15 protein-coding genes are annotated in these 15,478 nt (G+C 63.6%); 4 read left to right on the forward strand and 11 right to left on the reverse strand.

Going from position 1 to position 15,478, the window contains the following annotated elements; all coding sequences use genetic code 11:
• Position 1: 1 nt before the first annotated feature.
• The 6 genes from IG122_RS09875 to IG122_RS09900 all read right to left on the reverse strand — a co-directional run bounded on the left by IG122_RS09875 (position 2) and on the right by IG122_RS09900 (position 5,748).
• Complete coding sequence (locus IG122_RS09875; protein ID WP_193183008.1) at positions 2–1,309, reverse strand: TRAP transporter large permease; 1,308 nt, start codon at positions 1,307–1,309, stop codon at positions 2–4.
• Positions 1,309–1,833: a TRAP transporter small permease gene (locus IG122_RS09880; protein ID WP_193183010.1), complete on the reverse strand. Its 525-nt coding sequence runs from the start codon at positions 1,831–1,833 to the stop codon at positions 1,309–1,311. The genes IG122_RS09875 and IG122_RS09880 overlap by 1 nt, the downstream gene beginning before the upstream one ends.
• Positions 1,834–1,914: 81 nt before the next feature.
• Positions 1,915–2,895 carry a TRAP transporter substrate-binding protein gene (locus IG122_RS09885; RefSeq protein WP_193183012.1) on the reverse strand — a complete coding sequence of 327 codons (981 nt, stop codon included), beginning with the start codon at positions 2,893–2,895 and terminating at the stop codon, positions 1,915–1,917.
• A gap of 259 nt (positions 2,896–3,154) precedes the next feature.
• Entirely contained in the window at positions 3,155–4,072 is a 918-nt protein-coding gene (locus tag IG122_RS09890; RefSeq protein ID WP_319024854.1) for a polysaccharide deacetylase family protein, read from the reverse strand.
• Position 4,073: 1 nt separating this feature from the next.
• Positions 4,074–4,736: an aspartate/glutamate racemase family protein gene (locus tag IG122_RS09895; protein WP_193183014.1), complete on the reverse strand. Its 663-nt coding sequence runs from the start codon at positions 4,734–4,736 to the stop codon at positions 4,074–4,076.
• Between the two features lie 49 nt (positions 4,737–4,785).
• A complete protein-coding gene (locus IG122_RS09900; protein WP_226893470.1) occupies positions 4,786–5,748 on the reverse strand; it encodes an N-carbamoyl-D-amino-acid hydrolase in 963 nt (320 codons plus the stop codon).
• Between the two features lie 615 nt (positions 5,749–6,363).
• Here IG122_RS09900 and IG122_RS09905 point away from each other — a divergent pair.
• Genes IG122_RS09905 through IG122_RS09920 form a run of 4 tightly spaced genes read left to right on the forward strand, consistent with a single transcriptional unit; the run spans position 6,364 to position 10,785 of the window.
• Complete coding sequence (locus IG122_RS09905) at positions 6,364–7,428, forward strand: ABC transporter substrate-binding protein (protein ID WP_193183015.1); 1,065 nt, start codon at positions 6,364–6,366, stop codon at positions 7,426–7,428.
• A gap of 3 nt (positions 7,429–7,431) precedes the next feature.
• Positions 7,432–8,379: an ABC transporter permease gene (locus IG122_RS09910; protein WP_193183016.1), complete on the forward strand. Its 948-nt coding sequence runs from the start codon at positions 7,432–7,434 to the stop codon at positions 8,377–8,379.
• Entirely contained in the window at positions 8,369–9,190 is an 822-nt protein-coding gene (locus IG122_RS09915) for an ABC transporter ATP-binding protein (RefSeq protein WP_193183017.1), read from the forward strand. Before IG122_RS09910 ends, IG122_RS09915 begins: the two co-directional genes overlap by 11 nt.
• Positions 9,191–9,246: 56 nt before the next feature.
• The gene (locus IG122_RS09920; protein ID WP_193183018.1) at positions 9,247–10,785 is read left to right on the forward strand and encodes an amidohydrolase family protein; all 1,539 of its coding nucleotides are present in this window, start codon (positions 9,247–9,249) and stop codon (positions 10,783–10,785) included.
• A 13-nt stretch (positions 10,786–10,798) separates the two neighbouring features.
• Here IG122_RS09920 and IG122_RS09925 read toward each other — a convergent pair whose 3' ends face one another.
• The 5 genes from IG122_RS09925 to IG122_RS09945 all read right to left on the reverse strand — a co-directional run bounded on the left by IG122_RS09925 (position 10,799) and on the right by IG122_RS09945 (position 15,469).
• Positions 10,799–11,644, reverse strand: a complete 846-nt coding sequence (locus tag IG122_RS09925) for a GNAT family N-acetyltransferase (RefSeq protein ID WP_193183019.1) — start codon at positions 11,642–11,644, stop codon at positions 10,799–10,801.
• Positions 11,644–12,387, reverse strand: coding sequence for an aspartate/glutamate racemase family protein (locus tag IG122_RS09930; protein ID WP_193183021.1), 744 nt, complete (start codon positions 12,385–12,387; stop codon positions 11,644–11,646). The genes IG122_RS09925 and IG122_RS09930 overlap by 1 nt, the downstream gene beginning before the upstream one ends.
• Before the next feature lie 8 nt (positions 12,388–12,395).
• Entirely contained in the window at positions 12,396–13,235 is an 840-nt protein-coding gene (locus IG122_RS09935; RefSeq protein ID WP_193183023.1) for an ABC transporter permease, read from the reverse strand.
• 1 nt (position 13,236) lies between these two features.
• Entirely contained in the window at positions 13,237–14,094 is an 858-nt protein-coding gene (locus IG122_RS09940; protein WP_193183024.1) for an ABC transporter permease, read from the reverse strand.
• A 70-nt stretch (positions 14,095–14,164) separates the two neighbouring features.
• On the reverse strand, positions 14,165–15,469 hold the full coding sequence (locus IG122_RS09945) for an ABC transporter substrate-binding protein (protein ID WP_193183026.1): 1,305 nt from the start codon (positions 15,467–15,469) through the stop codon (positions 14,165–14,167).
• Between the last annotated feature and the right edge of the window lie 9 nt (positions 15,470–15,478).

The following is a 15,478-nucleotide window of genomic DNA, read 5'->3' on the forward strand; positions in this document are numbered from 1 at the left end:
GTCAGTTCTTCCGCACCATGTACTCGACCGGCCAAGTCACCAGTTCCGGGAAGATCCCGATGATCAGGATGCCGAGCAGCATCAGGAAGAAGAACGGCACGGATGCCTTCGTCACCTGCAGGATGTCGCGCCCGGTCATGCCCTGCAGCACGAACAGGTTGAAGCCGACCGGCGGAGTAATCTGCGCCATCTCGACGACGATCACCGTGAAGATGCCAAACCAGATCAGGTCGATCCCCGCGCTCTCCACCATCGGCAGCACCACGGCCGCGGTCAGCACCATCATGGAAACCCCGTCGAGAAAGCAGCCGAGGAAGATGTAGAGAACGGTCAGCAGCACCAGCAGCATCGCCGGCGAGAGGTTCCAGGCATCGACATAGCCCGCCAGCACGCGCGGCACGCCGGTGAAACCCATGGCGATGGAGAGGAAGGCCGCCCCCGCCAGAATGAACGCGATCATGCAGGAGGTGCGGACCGCGCCCATCAGGCTTTCCATGAAGGAGGCCCAGGTCAGCGACTTCGACCACCAGGCGAGCGCCAGCGCGCCGAGTACGCCGATCGTCGCCGCCTCGGTCGGCGTCGCGAAGCCACCATAGATCGAGCCGATCACACAGAAGATCAGCAGCACCACCGGGAACAAGAGACGCGAGGCCTTCACCTTCTGCCAGAAGCTCAGCCGTTCAGGCTCCGGCGGGGCCAGTTCGGGATTGAGCAATGCACGGATGGCAACATAGGCCATGAAGATGGAAATGATCAGGATGCCCGGAACCACCCCGGCGATGAACATGCGCGAAATGGACTGCTGCGCGATCACGCCATAGACGATCAGCATGATCGACGGCGGGATCAGCAGACCGAGCGTGCCGGACCCGGCCAGCGTGCCGATGGAGAGCTTCTCGTCGTAGCCGCGCTTCTTCAGCTCCGGAATGCTCATCCGGCCGACGGTGGCGCAGGTCACGGCGCTGGAGCCTGCGACAGCGGCCATCACACCGCAGCCGACGATATTGACGTGCAGCAGCCCGCCCGGCAGGCGCGCGAGCCAGGGCGAGAGCCCGTTGAACATGTCGGACGACAATCGCGTGCGGAACAGGATCTCGCCCATCCAGACGAACAGCGGCAGGGCGGTCAGCGCCCAGTTCCAGCTCGCGTCCCAGACCGTGCCGGCAAGGGTGATGCCGGCCGGAACGGTGGAGAAGAACTGAATGGCAACGAAACCGACGGCAAGAAGCGCCGGCGCGACCCAGATGCCCGACGCCAGCAGACCGAGCATCAGCACGAACAGAATGACGGAAATAACGCCCGCATCCATCAGTCATTCTCCCCCTGGAAGAGCGCGGTGGAGTTCTCGACATAGCTCGGCGTGCGGCCGAGCAGAATGCTGATGAACTCGTCGACAAGGGCGATGGTCAGGATCCCGGTCCCGAGCGCCATGGCCGACTGCGGGATCCAGAGCGGGATGGCGAGCAGACCTTTGCTCTTCTCTCCGAACGTGAAGGAGAAATAGACCTGGTCGCCGGCCCAGTAGGCCATGTAGGCCATGCCGGCAGCACAGAAACCGACGGCCCAGAGCTCGGTCAGCTTGCCTAGGGGCCCGGAGGCGAGCCGGACCAGCAGCGTCACGCGGATATGACCGTCATGCCTGAAAGTGTAGGCGAGACCGAGGAAGGTCGAGGCGGCTAGGCAGAAGCCGGCGCTTTCCGTCGAGTCCACGGCCACGCCGAAGAAGCGTCCGACGATCTGCGCCACGATGGTGACGGCGATCGCCACCAGGAACAGCGCGGAAAGATAACCGCTTCCGAGATAGAGCCCGTCCAACAGACGTCGTACCGCCATGGAATGTCCCCGGAATAAATCCTGAAATTCTTTATTACAGGTGTGCGGCCGCCGGAACTCCGGCGGCCGCCGCCCAATAGGTTACTGAAGGGCGAGATAGCGATCGAGGATGGCGATCGCTTCCGGGCTCGCCGTTTCACGCCAGCCCTTCATCATCTCGAGACCGATTTCCTTCATCTTCGCGGTCACGGCTTCCGGCGCCTTGGCCGTCGTCATGCCGTTCTTCGCCAGCACCGCCATCTGCTCGGCGGTGGTCGCCGCGCTCATTTCCCAGGCGCGGAGCTCGGCCTTCTCGGCCGCGGCCAGCATGGCCGCCTGGTCTTCCGCGGAGAGCGCGGAGAAAGCCCGCTCGCTCACGATGACCGCGTTCTTGGAGAAGATAGCGCCGGCATAGGTGAAGTTGGAGGTGTTGTCCCAGGCCTGGATGTCAATACCGGTCTGCGGCGAGGTGAAGAGCGCCTCGATCAGGCCGGTGGAGAAGGCCTGCGGGATTTCCGCGAAGGGCAGGATGGTGGCGTCGAAGCCGAGCATTTCACCCATCTTCTGCGTCGCGGTGGAATAGATCCGCAGCTTCTTGCCGGAGAAATCCTCGACCTTGGTCACCGGGAACTTGGTGTAGAAGCCCTGGCCCGGCCACGGCTGGTAGAACAGCACCCGCATGCCGGCCTTCTTGAAGATCGCGTCGAAATATTCCTTCTGCAGATCCTTCAGCAGCCAGGCTGCGGCATAGTCCGGCGCGATGAAAGGCAGGCCCGCGAGGACATACATCGGGTCCTCGTTGCCGTAAACGCCGAGACGGATCTCGCCGATCGGCACCTGGCCACGCTGCACCGCGGTCTTGATCGCGTCGAGCTTGATCAGCGTGTCGTTCGGGTTCAGCTGGATATTCACCGAAGAGCTGGATTTCACGTCCTCGATGAACAGCTTGAGGTTCTTGGTGAGGAAATTGCTGTCCGGATAACCGGAAGCCATGATCCAGTCGACCGCCTGGGCCTGGCCGGCCGAGGCCAGCATGCCCGCGCCGATGACGGCCGATGCCACGAGAGTCTTGAATTTACCCATTTGCCACTCCTGTTCTTTGATTTTTGGCGGCGAGGAACCGCCTGGAGGAAGAGAGCGTCGAGGAATCCGGAACCTGCAAAGGAGCGGTCCAAACGCGCGCCTGCCGGTTATCTGCAAGATAGAGACCAGAATGCGTCCGGCTTTTTTACTTTGGAATCATAACGTTCCAAGATCCACCAGTTGTCGCCGGACCATATTCCTGCTCACTTTCTGAGCAAAGCCCGCCTCGAACTGATCGCATACCGGGCAGTCGTCTCCCTCAGGCGCCCATTCCCTCTTGCCATTCTGGCAGACCCGCAAGCCGGCGCCAATGATGCGCGATCTCGTCCCGCCGAGCGCACCAGATCCCGTCCAGGCCGGCGAGATGTTTCAGCACCGCCTCGAGCCCGGCAATGCGCCCCGGCCGACCGATGATGCGGAGATGCAGGCCGATGGTCATCATCTTCGGCCGCTCCGCGCCCTCGGCCCAGAGCCAGTCGATGGCATCGATGCAGTACTTGGCGAAATCCTCGGCGAAGACGAAGCCGCCGCCGCGCTGGAAACGCATGTCGTTGGTGTCGAACCCGTAGGGCACGACCACATGGCTCTTGCCGCCGACCTCCGTGACGAAGGGAAGGTCGTCGTTATAGGCGTCGCTGTCGTAAAGAAAGCCGCCATCCTCGACCAGCAGGCGGCGGGTGTTCGGGCTCGGCGCCGACCGGGTATGCCAGCCGACCGGGCGCACGCCCGCGACGGCCTCGATGTCCCGGACGCAGTTCGCGATGATCTCGCGCTCCCGCGTCTCCTCCATCCCGGCATGGCGTTCCCAAAGATAGGAGTGACAGCCGATCTCGTGCCCGCGGGCGACCAGATCCTCGGCCATCCAGGGCGACAGGGTCAGCGCCCGGGCACAGCAATTGGCATAGGCCTTCACGCCGTAACGGTCGAGCAGGTCCATGACGCGCCAGTAGCCGGCGCGGGTGCCGTACTCGAAATGGGTGTCCTTGCAGGGATCGGGCGCCCCGTCGACCCGCTCGACGATCTCGTAGACATCCTCGTTCCGTGCATCTCCGAGGCTGACGGAATATTCCGCCCCCTCCTCGACATTCACCACGAAGGAGACGGCGAGCCGGGCGCCGCCGGGCCATTCGGCGTGTGGAGGAGTCCGGCCGTATCCGAGGAAATCGCGTCCGCTCACCTCAGGCACCTTTGATCATCTTGCGAATCCGCCGGGCCGCAGCCGGAACCGGCCCGACGATCGGACAGGGCGGATTGTTCGCGGCAAGCGCCTTGGCCGCATCGGCGAGCGGGCCGCCGCCGATCACAACGGCATTGACGTCGCCGCGCGCGACCACCTCGTCGATCATCTCGCGCAACGTCTTCACCAGAGCTTCCGGCTGGCTCATCAGCACATAGGCATCGGTCTTGGTCGTCAGCTGGACCGCCAGCCTGTCACGGACACCGTAGCGCTCGGCCAGTCCGTTGATCGGATCGAACAGGTCCGGCGTCGGCGTGACGATGGCGAAGCTCCCGTATTCGGCGGCTTCCAGCATGCCGCTCTCGGCGATCCCGACCACCGGGACGGAAAGCTTGGCTTTCAGTTCCTGCAGCGCCGGGTCGCCGAAAGCCGCGACGATCACCCCGTCGAGCGGATCGCGCCCCTTGTCGAAGGCCTCGATCATCAGGTTGGTCGCGAGCTCCAGCCCGGCATCGTCGGTGATGATCGAGGGCGCGCCCGTGTTGGTCATTTCCTCGACATACCAGTCGGGTCCGAGTTCCTCGCGCACAGCGACGGCCATGCGCTCGGTGACATATTCGGTCGCGTTCGGATTGATCAGCAGGATGCGGTGCTCGGTAACCAAATTTTCCTCCTCCGTGAGCGGAGAGCGCTCGAAAATGAAAGACGCCGGACTAATCCTCATGACCGAGCGCCGGATCGATCCGGACCGCCTCCTCCGGCGTGACGCAGCCCTTGGTGCCTGTGATGAGCCGGTAGGCGTCCGGCTCGCGATGACGTTCGAAGGCGAAGACGCTCTGCCGGTAGGAGGCGCAGAGGTCGAGATCGCAATCCGCGACGATCACCTCGTCCCCCTCGGTCACCCCTGACGCGATGGTCTCCCCGGTGGGCGCGATGATCTGGGTGCCGCCCATATGGTGCACCCCCTCTTCCATCCCGGCCTTGGCGACGCCGACGACGAAGGTGGCATTCTGGTAGGCGGCCGCCTGCATGACCAGACTATTATGGTGCCAGGACAGGCGGTCATGCTCCGGTGCCGGAGGATTGTGGATCGGCGTATTGTAACCGAGCAGAACCATTTCCACGCCCTGCAACCCCATCACCCGGTAGGTCTCTGGCCAGCGGCGATCATTGCAGATGCACATGCCGATCCGCCCGCCGAAGCCGTCGAAGACCCGAAAGCCGAGATTGCCGGGGAGGAAGTAGCGCTTCTCCAGATGCTGGAAGGCGCGCCAGGGTTCGTTCTCCTTGTGGCCGGGCAGGTGGATCTTGCGGTACTTGCCGAGCAGCGCCCCGTCCGGGCCGACGAGGATCGAGGTATTGAAGCGCCGCCCGTCCGGTGTCAGTTCCGCGTAGCCGATCGAGATCCCGATCCCGAGCCGCTTCGCCTTCTCGAACAGAGGTGCCGTCTCCGGTCCCGGCATCTCGCGCTCGTAATAGGCGTCGAGCTCTGTCTCGCTTTCGAAATACCAGCGGGGAAAAAACGTCGTGAGCGCCAGTTCCGGATAGACGACGAGGCCGGCGCCGCGTCCGGCCGCCGTCTCCAGCATTGCAATCAGCCGCTCGACGACCTGGCGACGGTTCTCGGCTTTCGCCACCGGTCCCATCTGGGCTGCGGCGACAGTGATTATTCGCATGATCGGTCTCCGCAAGGGCTATGCGGTCGGGGGAGTAACGCCGGTAAGTCTGCAAGATGCGGACCGAATACTGCAACGGACCGGAACGGAAAACGGCAAGCGCCGCGAAACCTTTGGAATGTCGCGCGATCTTTCCGGATCACACCTCTACCGGACCGGTGCGCGCCCGATATCTAGTCCACGAGCAAACTGCACAGAATTGCGGCATACACATTGCGGCACTGCACAAAAATTAGGATGAATTTCGCGTATTATTTGGCGACAAATTTCATATTACATTGAAAAAACGAATAAATCTGACTTGGTACAGTAATTGCGAATTCTGCTGTAGCGCAGCATCGCCTCAGCGATTGCTTATTGGTTGGCGTGCCACCCACTGTTGCGGCGATGCTTCTGCATTCCACGATAGTGCCGGTCGGGCGACGCCCGACCCGCCAGGACGGCACAGAGGGTCCCTCCCTCATCCGCGTGCCGGACGCGCCGAATGCGAGGTGTTTCCGTGACACCGCCTCCGCAGCCAAGCGGAGTGCGCGGAGGGTCACAACATCCCTCCGACGGCGCTGAACCGAACCGAAAAATCGGCGGCGGCGCAATGCTACACGGGGAGTGCTTAGCATGTGCGAACGACATGGATGCAACCATCTGCCTGACTTCGAAGCGATCCGGATGGATCGCCGCAAGTTCCTGAAAACCACCGCCACCGCCGGCGCCATCACCATGGCGGTCGGCCCCGGCATGTTCGGCTCGGCGGCGTGGGCGGCGGACAGCACGATCAAGTCCACGCACGGGACCGGGTTCTGCAACCTCAACATCTTCCTCTCGCATGCGGTCCAGACCGCGAAGGAAGACGGCCTGACGCTCGAATTCGTCAATACACCGACCTTCGCTGAGCAGGTCACCTTCCTCGGCATCGGTCAGGTCGATGTCGGCCTGATGCCCTATACCAGCTTCATGGCGCTCTACGATGCGGGCGCTCCGGTGAAGGTCGTTGCCGGCGGCGGTATCGAGGGCTGCGTCATCGTCGCCCGCCCGGGCCTCGACAGCGCGGAGAAGCTGAAAGGCAAGACACTCGCGACCTTCCAGCTCGATACGCTGGAAGTGATGCCGTACGACTGGCTGAAGAAACACGGCGTCAGCTTCAAGGACGTCAACGTCCGCTACATGGGCTCCACCCCGGAAGCCGTGGAAGCCTTCAAGGCCGGCGCGGTGGACTGGATCTGCACCATCGAGCCCTACGGCACCGCCCTGGTGAACGACGTTCCGGGCGCCGTCATGCTTTCGGACGGCACCGACATCTACGGCAAGGGCTATACGGACTGCGTCCTTGCCGTCCGCTCAACGCTCATCGAAGAGAACCGTGAGGGTCTGAAAGCGCTCATCAAGGGAATGATGAAAGCCCAACTGATGGCCGAGTCCGATCCCGCGGGCACGCTCGAGAAACTGGTCGGCACCTACTACAAGACCTCGATGGAAAACGCCAAGATCGCCATGGCGAAACAGCCGGCGGTGGTCGACGCCCGCCCGCAGACCGAGTTCATCCTCGACCGGACCGACAGCCTGGTCGAGATGGGCTACATCAAGAACAAGCCCGACCGGAACGCCATCGACTGGGGACCGCTCGAGGAGGTCATCGCCGAGAATCCCGACCTCTACGGCAAGCTCAAGTACAAGGCGGCCTGATCCATGGCCGCGGTCTCAACTGACCGGACTTCGGTCGGCGAGACCGGCAAGATTGCCGGCGGACAGAAAAGTCCGCCGGCGCCCGCCGGTCTGACCCTGCCGGAGCCGCTGCGAGAGATCCTGCCGAAGATCGGCTGGACGCTCGTATCCGTCGGGATGTTTTCCCTGATCTGGGAGATCCTCTGGGCCATCGGCTGGGCCGACCCCAAGCTCCTTCCACCGCCGCATATTTTCCTCGGCGACTTCGCCGACCAGGCGAAGTTCTTCAACACCGCCCAGCGCTGGGCGATCGGCGTCTCCGCCTCTGCCGGCCCCAGCCCCTGGCAGGCGGTTCTCATCACCGTCGTCTCCTCCGCCATGCGGGTCTTCGTCGGCATCACTATCGCGGCACTGCTCGCCCTATCGCTCGGCGTGGCGATCCGTTACTGGGTTGCGGTCGAACGGTTGACTCTGCCGACCGTCACGCTGCTCTCGCCGGTCTCGCCGATCGCCTGGCTGCCGGTGGCGATCTTCCTCTTCGGCATCGGCAACGCACCGGCCATCTTCATGGTGGTGATCGCGCTGTTCTTCCACATGACCATCGCCACCATCAATCACATCGACGGCGTGAACCGGAACCTGATCAACGTCGCGCGCACAATGGGTGCGACCAAGGCACAGATTTACCGCCGGGTGATCATTCCCGCGATCCTGCCGGGCGTCTTCGTCATCCTGCGCCTCAATCTCTTCGGCGCCTGGATGGTGGTGCTGATCGCCGAATCCACCGGCGTCGGCTATGGCCTCGGCCAGGTCATCATGCTCGCGCGCAACACTTTCAACCCGTCGCTCGTCTTCTTCTGCATCGCGCTGATCGGCTTCCTCGGCTTTGCCACCGACTACGCCATGCGGACGGTCCAGAAGCGGGTGCTTTACTGGGTCAACGACCCATCGGGGGTGCTCCGTGGCCTCTAATCAAAACGAAACCACCGGCCCCGCGGTCTCCTGCCGCGGTGTCGGAAAGATCTGGGCGGCCGGCACGTCCCGGGCCCATGAGGCGCTGAAGGATATCGATCTCGAGATCGAACCCGGCGAGTTCGTCGTGCTTCTCGGTCCTTCCGGCTGCGGCAAGAGCACTCTGCTCTACCTGATCGCCGGGCTGGAGGAGAAAACCTCGGGACTGCTGACCTATTTCGGCGACGCGGTCTCCGCTCCCTCCCCGGACCGCAGCCTGATCTTCCAGGAGACCTCGCTCTTTCCGTGGCTCAGCGTCTGGGAGAATGTCAGCTTCGGCCTGCAGATCCGCGGCGAGAGCGAGCCGGACAGGCGGGCCGCGGCGAAGCAGGTGCTGCAGAGGGTCGGGCTTGCGGAAGCGGGCTCGAAACGGCCGGACGAGCTTTCCGGCGGCATGCGCCAGCGCGTCGCCGTCGCCCGGGCGCTCGCGATGCGGCCCCGGGTGCTGCTGATGGACGAGCCCTTCGCGGCCCTCGACGTGCAGACCCGGCAGAAGATGCAGGATTTCCTGATCGATGTCTGGCGGGACAGCGGCGCCTCGGTGGTCTTCGTCACCCACCATATCGACGAGGCCGTCGCGCTCGCCGACCGGGTCTGTGTCTTCACCTCGAGGCCCGGCCGCATCAAGGAGACCGTCAAGGTCGACCTGCCCCGTCCCCGCGATCCCTTCTCGCCGGAATGCGAGGAGCTTCGCAAGCAGCTGACCCAGTTGCTGAAGGACGAGGTCGACCGTGCCTTCGAGGAGCAGGAGAGAATGGCCGAAGCCGTCTGACGCGCCACGCCCGCTTCCTGCCTGACAATCGAATTCATTTTTAACGGAGGGACGTCATGTCCAGTTCCCTGATCCGCAGCCGCGCCATGATCACGCGCGCCATCGACCGCCACACCATCGAGGAGATCGCCGACGGCGCCGTGCTTCAGGAAGACGGTGTGATCACCAAGATCGGCACCTATGCCGACCTGTCCCGCCAGCATCCGGACGTGCCCGTCGTCGGCACCGGCCGGGAGGTGATGCTGCCGGGCTTCGTCAACGGCCATCACCATGTCGGCCTGACGCCGGTGCAGCTCGGCTCGCCGGACATGCCGCTGGAGCTCTGGTTCATCACGCGGATGATCTGCCGCAACGTGAACGTCTATCTCGACACGCTCTATTCGGCCTTCGAGATGATCGCCTCCGGCATCACCACCGTGCAGCACATCCACGGCTGGATGCCGGGCAAGCTGAACCAGGTGGAAGGCTATTCCGAGCAGGTGCTCAAGGCCTATGACGATATCGGCATGCGGGTCTCCTACTGCTTCGCCGTGCGCGACCAGAACCGGCTCGTCTATCAGGCGGACGAGGAGTTCGTCGCCTCCCTGCCGAAGGCGCTGCAGGACCCGATGAAGCGCTGGTTCGACCGCTTCCAGATGAGCCTCGACGATTCCATGGCGATGTTCGAGAGCCTCTACGGCAAGCACCACAACAAGTCGCGCACCAAGATCCAGCTCGCCCCGGCGAACCTGCACTGGTGTTCGGACAAGGCGCTGACCGCGCTCTCGGATACCTCGAAGAAATACGATGCCCCACTCCACATGCATCTGGTGGAAACCGCCTTCCAGAAGGAATACGCCCGCCGCCGCGGCGACTGCACGGCGCTCGAATATCTCGACCGGTTCGACCTGCTGAGCCCGCGCCTCACCCTCGGGCACGGCGTCTGGCTGAACGAGAGCGACATCGACAAGATCGCCGAGACCGGCGTCTGCGTCTGCCACAACTGCTCGTCCAACTTCCGCCTCCGCTCCGGCCTCGCCGCGCTCAACGTGTTCGAGATCAAGGGCGTCAATACGGCGATCGGGCTCGACGAAGCCGGGATCAACGACGACCGCGACATGCTGCAGGAAATGCGCATGGTGCTCCGCGCCCATCGGGTTCCGGGCATGGACGACGTGGTTCCGACCTCTCCGCAGGTGCTCCGCATGGCGACCATCGGCGGCGCGAAGACCACGCCCTACGGCGAGAGCATCGGAACGCTGGAGGTCGGCAAGAAGGCGGACCTGTCGCTGATCGACTGGACCCAGGTCTCCTATCCTTATCTCGACGAGGAGATGCCGCTGCTCGACGCGGTTGTACAGCGCGCCAAGACTGAGGGCGTGCGCATGGTGATGTGCGACGGCGAGATCATCTATCGCGACGGAATCTTCACCAAGGTCGACAAGGAGGGCGCGCTGAAGGCGCTGCATGACGATTTGCAGTCAGCCCTCTCGAACGACGAGGTCGAGCGCCGCGAGCTCTCCAAGGCGCTGCTGCCGCATGTGAAGGAGTTCTACGCGAACTACTACGACCCCGAGAAACACGAGCCGTTCTATCGGCCGAGCTCCCGGGTCTAAGAGGATCGCGGGGTCACCCCAATTCGAAGGAGGTGACCCCGAAGATCCGGGAGAGGTCTATGTCGGGCGCCGTGCCCCTGTACATGCGCGCGGTCTCGAAGACGGGGCTCAGCCCCAGCTGCCCGGCAAGCCGGACCGCCGCCGCATTGGGTTCCGGGACGTCGAGAAAGATCTCGTTCGTCTCGACCGCGCCGATGGTGGCGGCGGCGAGCGCGCCGGCCACGTCCGCATCGAGCGCGAAAAGCGGGCCGATCTTCGCCCCGGTGACACAGGGCCGGACCGTCGCATATCCGGCGAATACCCCATCCCTGTAGGCTGCGAAGGCCGCATGTCCGCGAGTACCCAGCCACGCATCCAGAAAAGCCTCGCGAGCGACCGGAAACACCGTCCGGTCGAACGCCTTCAGCGCATCGTCCGGAGTTTTCAGCGCACGGATCTCAAGCCCCGGAAGGGCTGCCGGCAGAATCGGCGTTCCGCCGTATCGAATGTTGCGATAGGCCAGCTCGAAGCCGGAGCGCCTGTAGTTCTCCTGCTCCGCCACCACGCCGTCGAGGCCGACCGCACGATCGCCCGCATGCGCCATGCCTTCCTGCCAGAGCCGGTAGCCGTAGCCTTTGCCGCGATATTCCGGTTGCACGATGTAGAAGCCGAGAAAGGAGAAAGCCTCGTCGTAGTTCACCACCGAGATCGAGGCGATCATCCGGCCGTCGAGAAAGCCGCCGATGAAGCCCGCCGGATCGACGCTGGCAAAACACTGCGCGTCCCGTTCCCCCGGGTTCCATCCCTCGGCCGCCGCCCAAGCCACCGCGTCGTCGATATCCGCGGCGCTCATCGGTCTGATCACATAATTGTCGGTCATCAGGCCTTGGCCTCCGGCGCCGCGAAGGCGAACGCGCCGGAATATTTCTTCGCCCGCGGCGCCTCGTAGGCGCGCCGCTTGCAGGTCTTGAGCCCCAGCCCGACCATGGCCTCGGCGAATTTCACCGCGGCCGCGACACCGTCGATCACCGGCACACCTGTTTCCTTCGTCAGCGCATCGGCGAGATCGGTCATGCCCGCGCAGCCGAGGAGCACCGCCTCGGCATGATCATGCTCGATCGCCGCCAGCACCTCCTCGCGGACCTTTGCCGCCGCGCCGCCGCCCTCTTCCTCGAGCGCGAGCACGGGGATCTCGGCCGAGCGCACCTTCCGGCACTGCCGCTCGAAACCGTACTTGAAAGCGAGCGCCTCGATGATCGGCACCGCCCGCGGCAGGGTCGTCACGACGGAAAAGCCGTGCCCGACCATCGATGCCGCCGCCATCGCCGCTTCGCAGATGCCGATGACCGGAATATCCAGGAGCTCCCGGCAGGCCTCGAGGCCCGGATCGTCGAAACAGGCAATGACGAGCGCGTCGGCACCTTCCGCCGCCCCCTTCTTCGCCTCGCAGAGCAGCCCCGGCACGCAATAGGCTTCGTCGTAATGCCCCTCGATGCTGACCGGTCCGTCGGCAGGATTGCGCGCGACGATCTCGGTACCTGGCGCCGCGATGGCGACGGCCGTCTCGCGGATCTTATCCGTCATCGAGGCTGTGGTGTTCGGATTGATAACCAGAATCTTCATGAAGTCCCTCAGACCATTCCCTTGTCCGCGTCCGAACCGTGGCGCCTCTGGCGCCAGCGGAAGAGCAGGACGGCCGACAGGCTAACACCGATCACGACGAGGGACAGCGCCGTCGTGTAGGCGCCGAGCGCATAGATCACCGGTGTGGTCACGTTGGTCTGCATCGCATGCAGTTCCATCGGCAGCGTGTTGAGTGCGCCGACCGACTGCGATGTGCGGGCAATCTCGTCATAGGAGAGCGTGAAGCCGAAAAGCGCGACGCCGATCAGGCTCGGCGCGACGATCGGCAGCACGACATGGCGGATTGTCTGCCAGCCGCTGGCCCCGAGGTCGCGCGCCGCTTCCTCGTAGGCCGGATCGAAGCGGTTGAAAACCGCAAACATGATCAGGAGGCCGAAAGGCAGGGTCCAGGTGAGATGCGCGCCGAAGGCCGAGCTCCACCAGGAGCGCTCGATCCCGAGCAGTTCGAACATCGAGCCGATCCCGAGGCTGACGACGATGGAGGGCATGATCAGACTGGCGATCACGACGTAGAACAGCACGGTGCTGCCCCGGAAGCGCTTGCGGTAGGCCAGCCCCGAGAGGAAGGAGATCACCACGGTCGCCAGCATCACCATCATTCCGAGCTTGATCGAGCGGTCGAAGGAGCCCCAGATGTCGCCGATCGATTGCGGACGGAAGATATCCGCGAACCAGTGCAGCGAGACCCCGTTCATCGGGAAGGTCAGCCCACCGTCCGGGCCCTGGAAGGCGAGCAGGATGACCGCGAACATCGGCCCATAGAGGAAGAAGACGAAGGCGCCGAAGATTGTCGCCAGGACGTAGAAGCTGCGGGTGCGGGCGCCCATCTCAGAGCTCCTTGCGCACGTCTGCGAAGCGCATCAGAGCCATGATCAGCAGGATCACGACGCCGAGCAGCACCATCGAGTTGGCCGCCGCGGGCGGGAACTGGAGATAGGAGAGTTCGGCCGCGATCGCCTTGCCGACCGAGGCCACCTGGCCGCCTCCGAGCACGTTCACGGTGACGAAATCGCCCATCACCATCGCGACGACGAAGATCGAGCCGATGGCGATACCCGGTTTGCAGAGCGGCACGATGACATTCCAGACCGTCTGCCAGCCGTTCGCGCCCGCATCGGTCGCGGCTTCCAGCAGGCTCCCGTCTATCCGCATCATCGAGTTGAAGATCGGCACGATCATGAAGAGCGTGTAGAGATGCACATAGCCGATCACCACGGCGAATTCGCTGTAGAGCAGCCATTCCACCGGCATGTCGGTGATTCCCAGCGCCAGCAGCGCCTTGTTCACCAGGCCGTTCCGCCCGAGCAGCGGGATCCAGGCGATCATGCGGATCACGATCGAGGTCCAGAACGGGATCGTGCAGAGCAGGAAAAGCACGATCTGCATGGTGATCGTGCGGATATGGAAGGCGAGGAAATAGGCGATGGTGAAGCCGAGCACGAGCGTGATCGCCCAGACCATGAGACAGAAGCGGAAGGTGATCAGATAGGTCTGGTAGGTCACCGAAGACGAGAAGACGTCCTCGTAATTGAACAGCACGAAGTCGGGAATGAGGATCTGATAGGTCTGGTAGTCGAAGAAGCTGACCACCACGACGAGCGCGATGGGCAGCGCGAAGAAGACCAGAAAGATCAGCGTCAGCGGCAATGCCTGCAGATAGGCAATCCAGGCGCTCAGTCGCTCCATCAGGCTTGTCCCGGTTCGGCGCGTTGAAGGAACCGGGGGCCGGACAGACCGGCCCCCGGCATCGGAGGTATCAGGCGGCGATGAACTCGTTCCACTTGCGGACCATGTAGCGGTCCTCGTCCATCACGGTGTTCCATACGGTCACGTTGCCCATGCGGTCCCAGAAGGAACCGCCGTCGCGGACGGTACCGGCGGATTCGATCTTCTGGCCGGTCGGGCTCATGATGTCGGACGCAGCCGGCTTGCCTTCCATCCAGAAGCCCCACTCGTCCTCGGACATGTAAGGTTTCGCGGTTTCCAGCACGGCGGTGTAGTAGCCCTGTCGGTTCAGGAAGGCGCCAGCCCAGCCGGACATGTACCAGTTCACGAACTCGTAGGCGGCATCCAGCTTCTTGCCGTCGAGATGGGACGGCAGGCCGAGGCCGCCGGCCCAGGCGCGGTAGCCCTCCTTCAGCGGCTGGTACTTGCAGGCAACGCCCATCGAGCGGACCTTGGTCACCGCCGGAGACCACATGGACTGGATCACGACCTCGCCCGAGGCCATTAGGTTGACGCTCTCGTTGAATTCCTTCCAGAAAGCGCGGAACTGGCCGTCCTTCTTGGCCTCCGTCAGCACCTTCATGGTGGCGTCGATCTCTTCCCTGGTCATGTTGCCCTTGTCGCCGTAGGAGACGAGCTTCGAGGCCTCGCAGACCATGGCGGCATCCATGATGCCGATGGACGGGATGTTCAGGATCGAGGCCTTGCCCTTGAATTCGGGGTTCAGCAGCTCGGCCCAGGTATCGATCGGGCGCTTGATCAGGTCCGGCCGGATGCCGAGCGTGTCGGCGTTGTAGACGGTCGGGATCAGCGTCATGAATCCGCTCGGCTCTTCGGCGAACTCGGAGGATTCCGCGCCCTTCAGATAGCTGACCTTGATCGGCGCGATGCCCTGACGGGACATCTTGGTGCCGTCCGGCAGCGCGCCCTTGGTGAAGATCGGCACGATCTGGTCGTAGTACTTGATCTTCGAGACATCCATGCCCTTCATCTTGCCCGAGGGCACGATCTTCTTGAGCATCCAGTATTCGGCATCGAGCATGTCGAAGGACGAGGACTGGGTCACCGCCCGCTTCACCACGTCGTCAGAGGTGAGCGAGGTGTACTGGATGGTGAAGCCGAGATCCTCCTTCGCTTTGTCGGCCAGTTCCTTGAACTGGTTGACGCCGGTGCCGGCGATATGGAGCGTGATCGGCTCCGAGGCATGCACGAAGGGCGCACCCTTTATAAAGGCGCCGCCGGCGACCGCCCCCGCGGCCATTCCCTTCAGCACCCCGCGCCGCGAGACCGCTCCCTTGGACGTTTTCGTCTTTTTCTGGTCCTTGGTATTCGACATCTGAAGCCT

The organism is Nisaea sediminum, assembly GCF_014904705.1.
Taxonomy (GTDB): domain Bacteria; phylum Pseudomonadota; class Alphaproteobacteria; order Thalassobaculales; family Thalassobaculaceae; genus Nisaea; species Nisaea sediminum.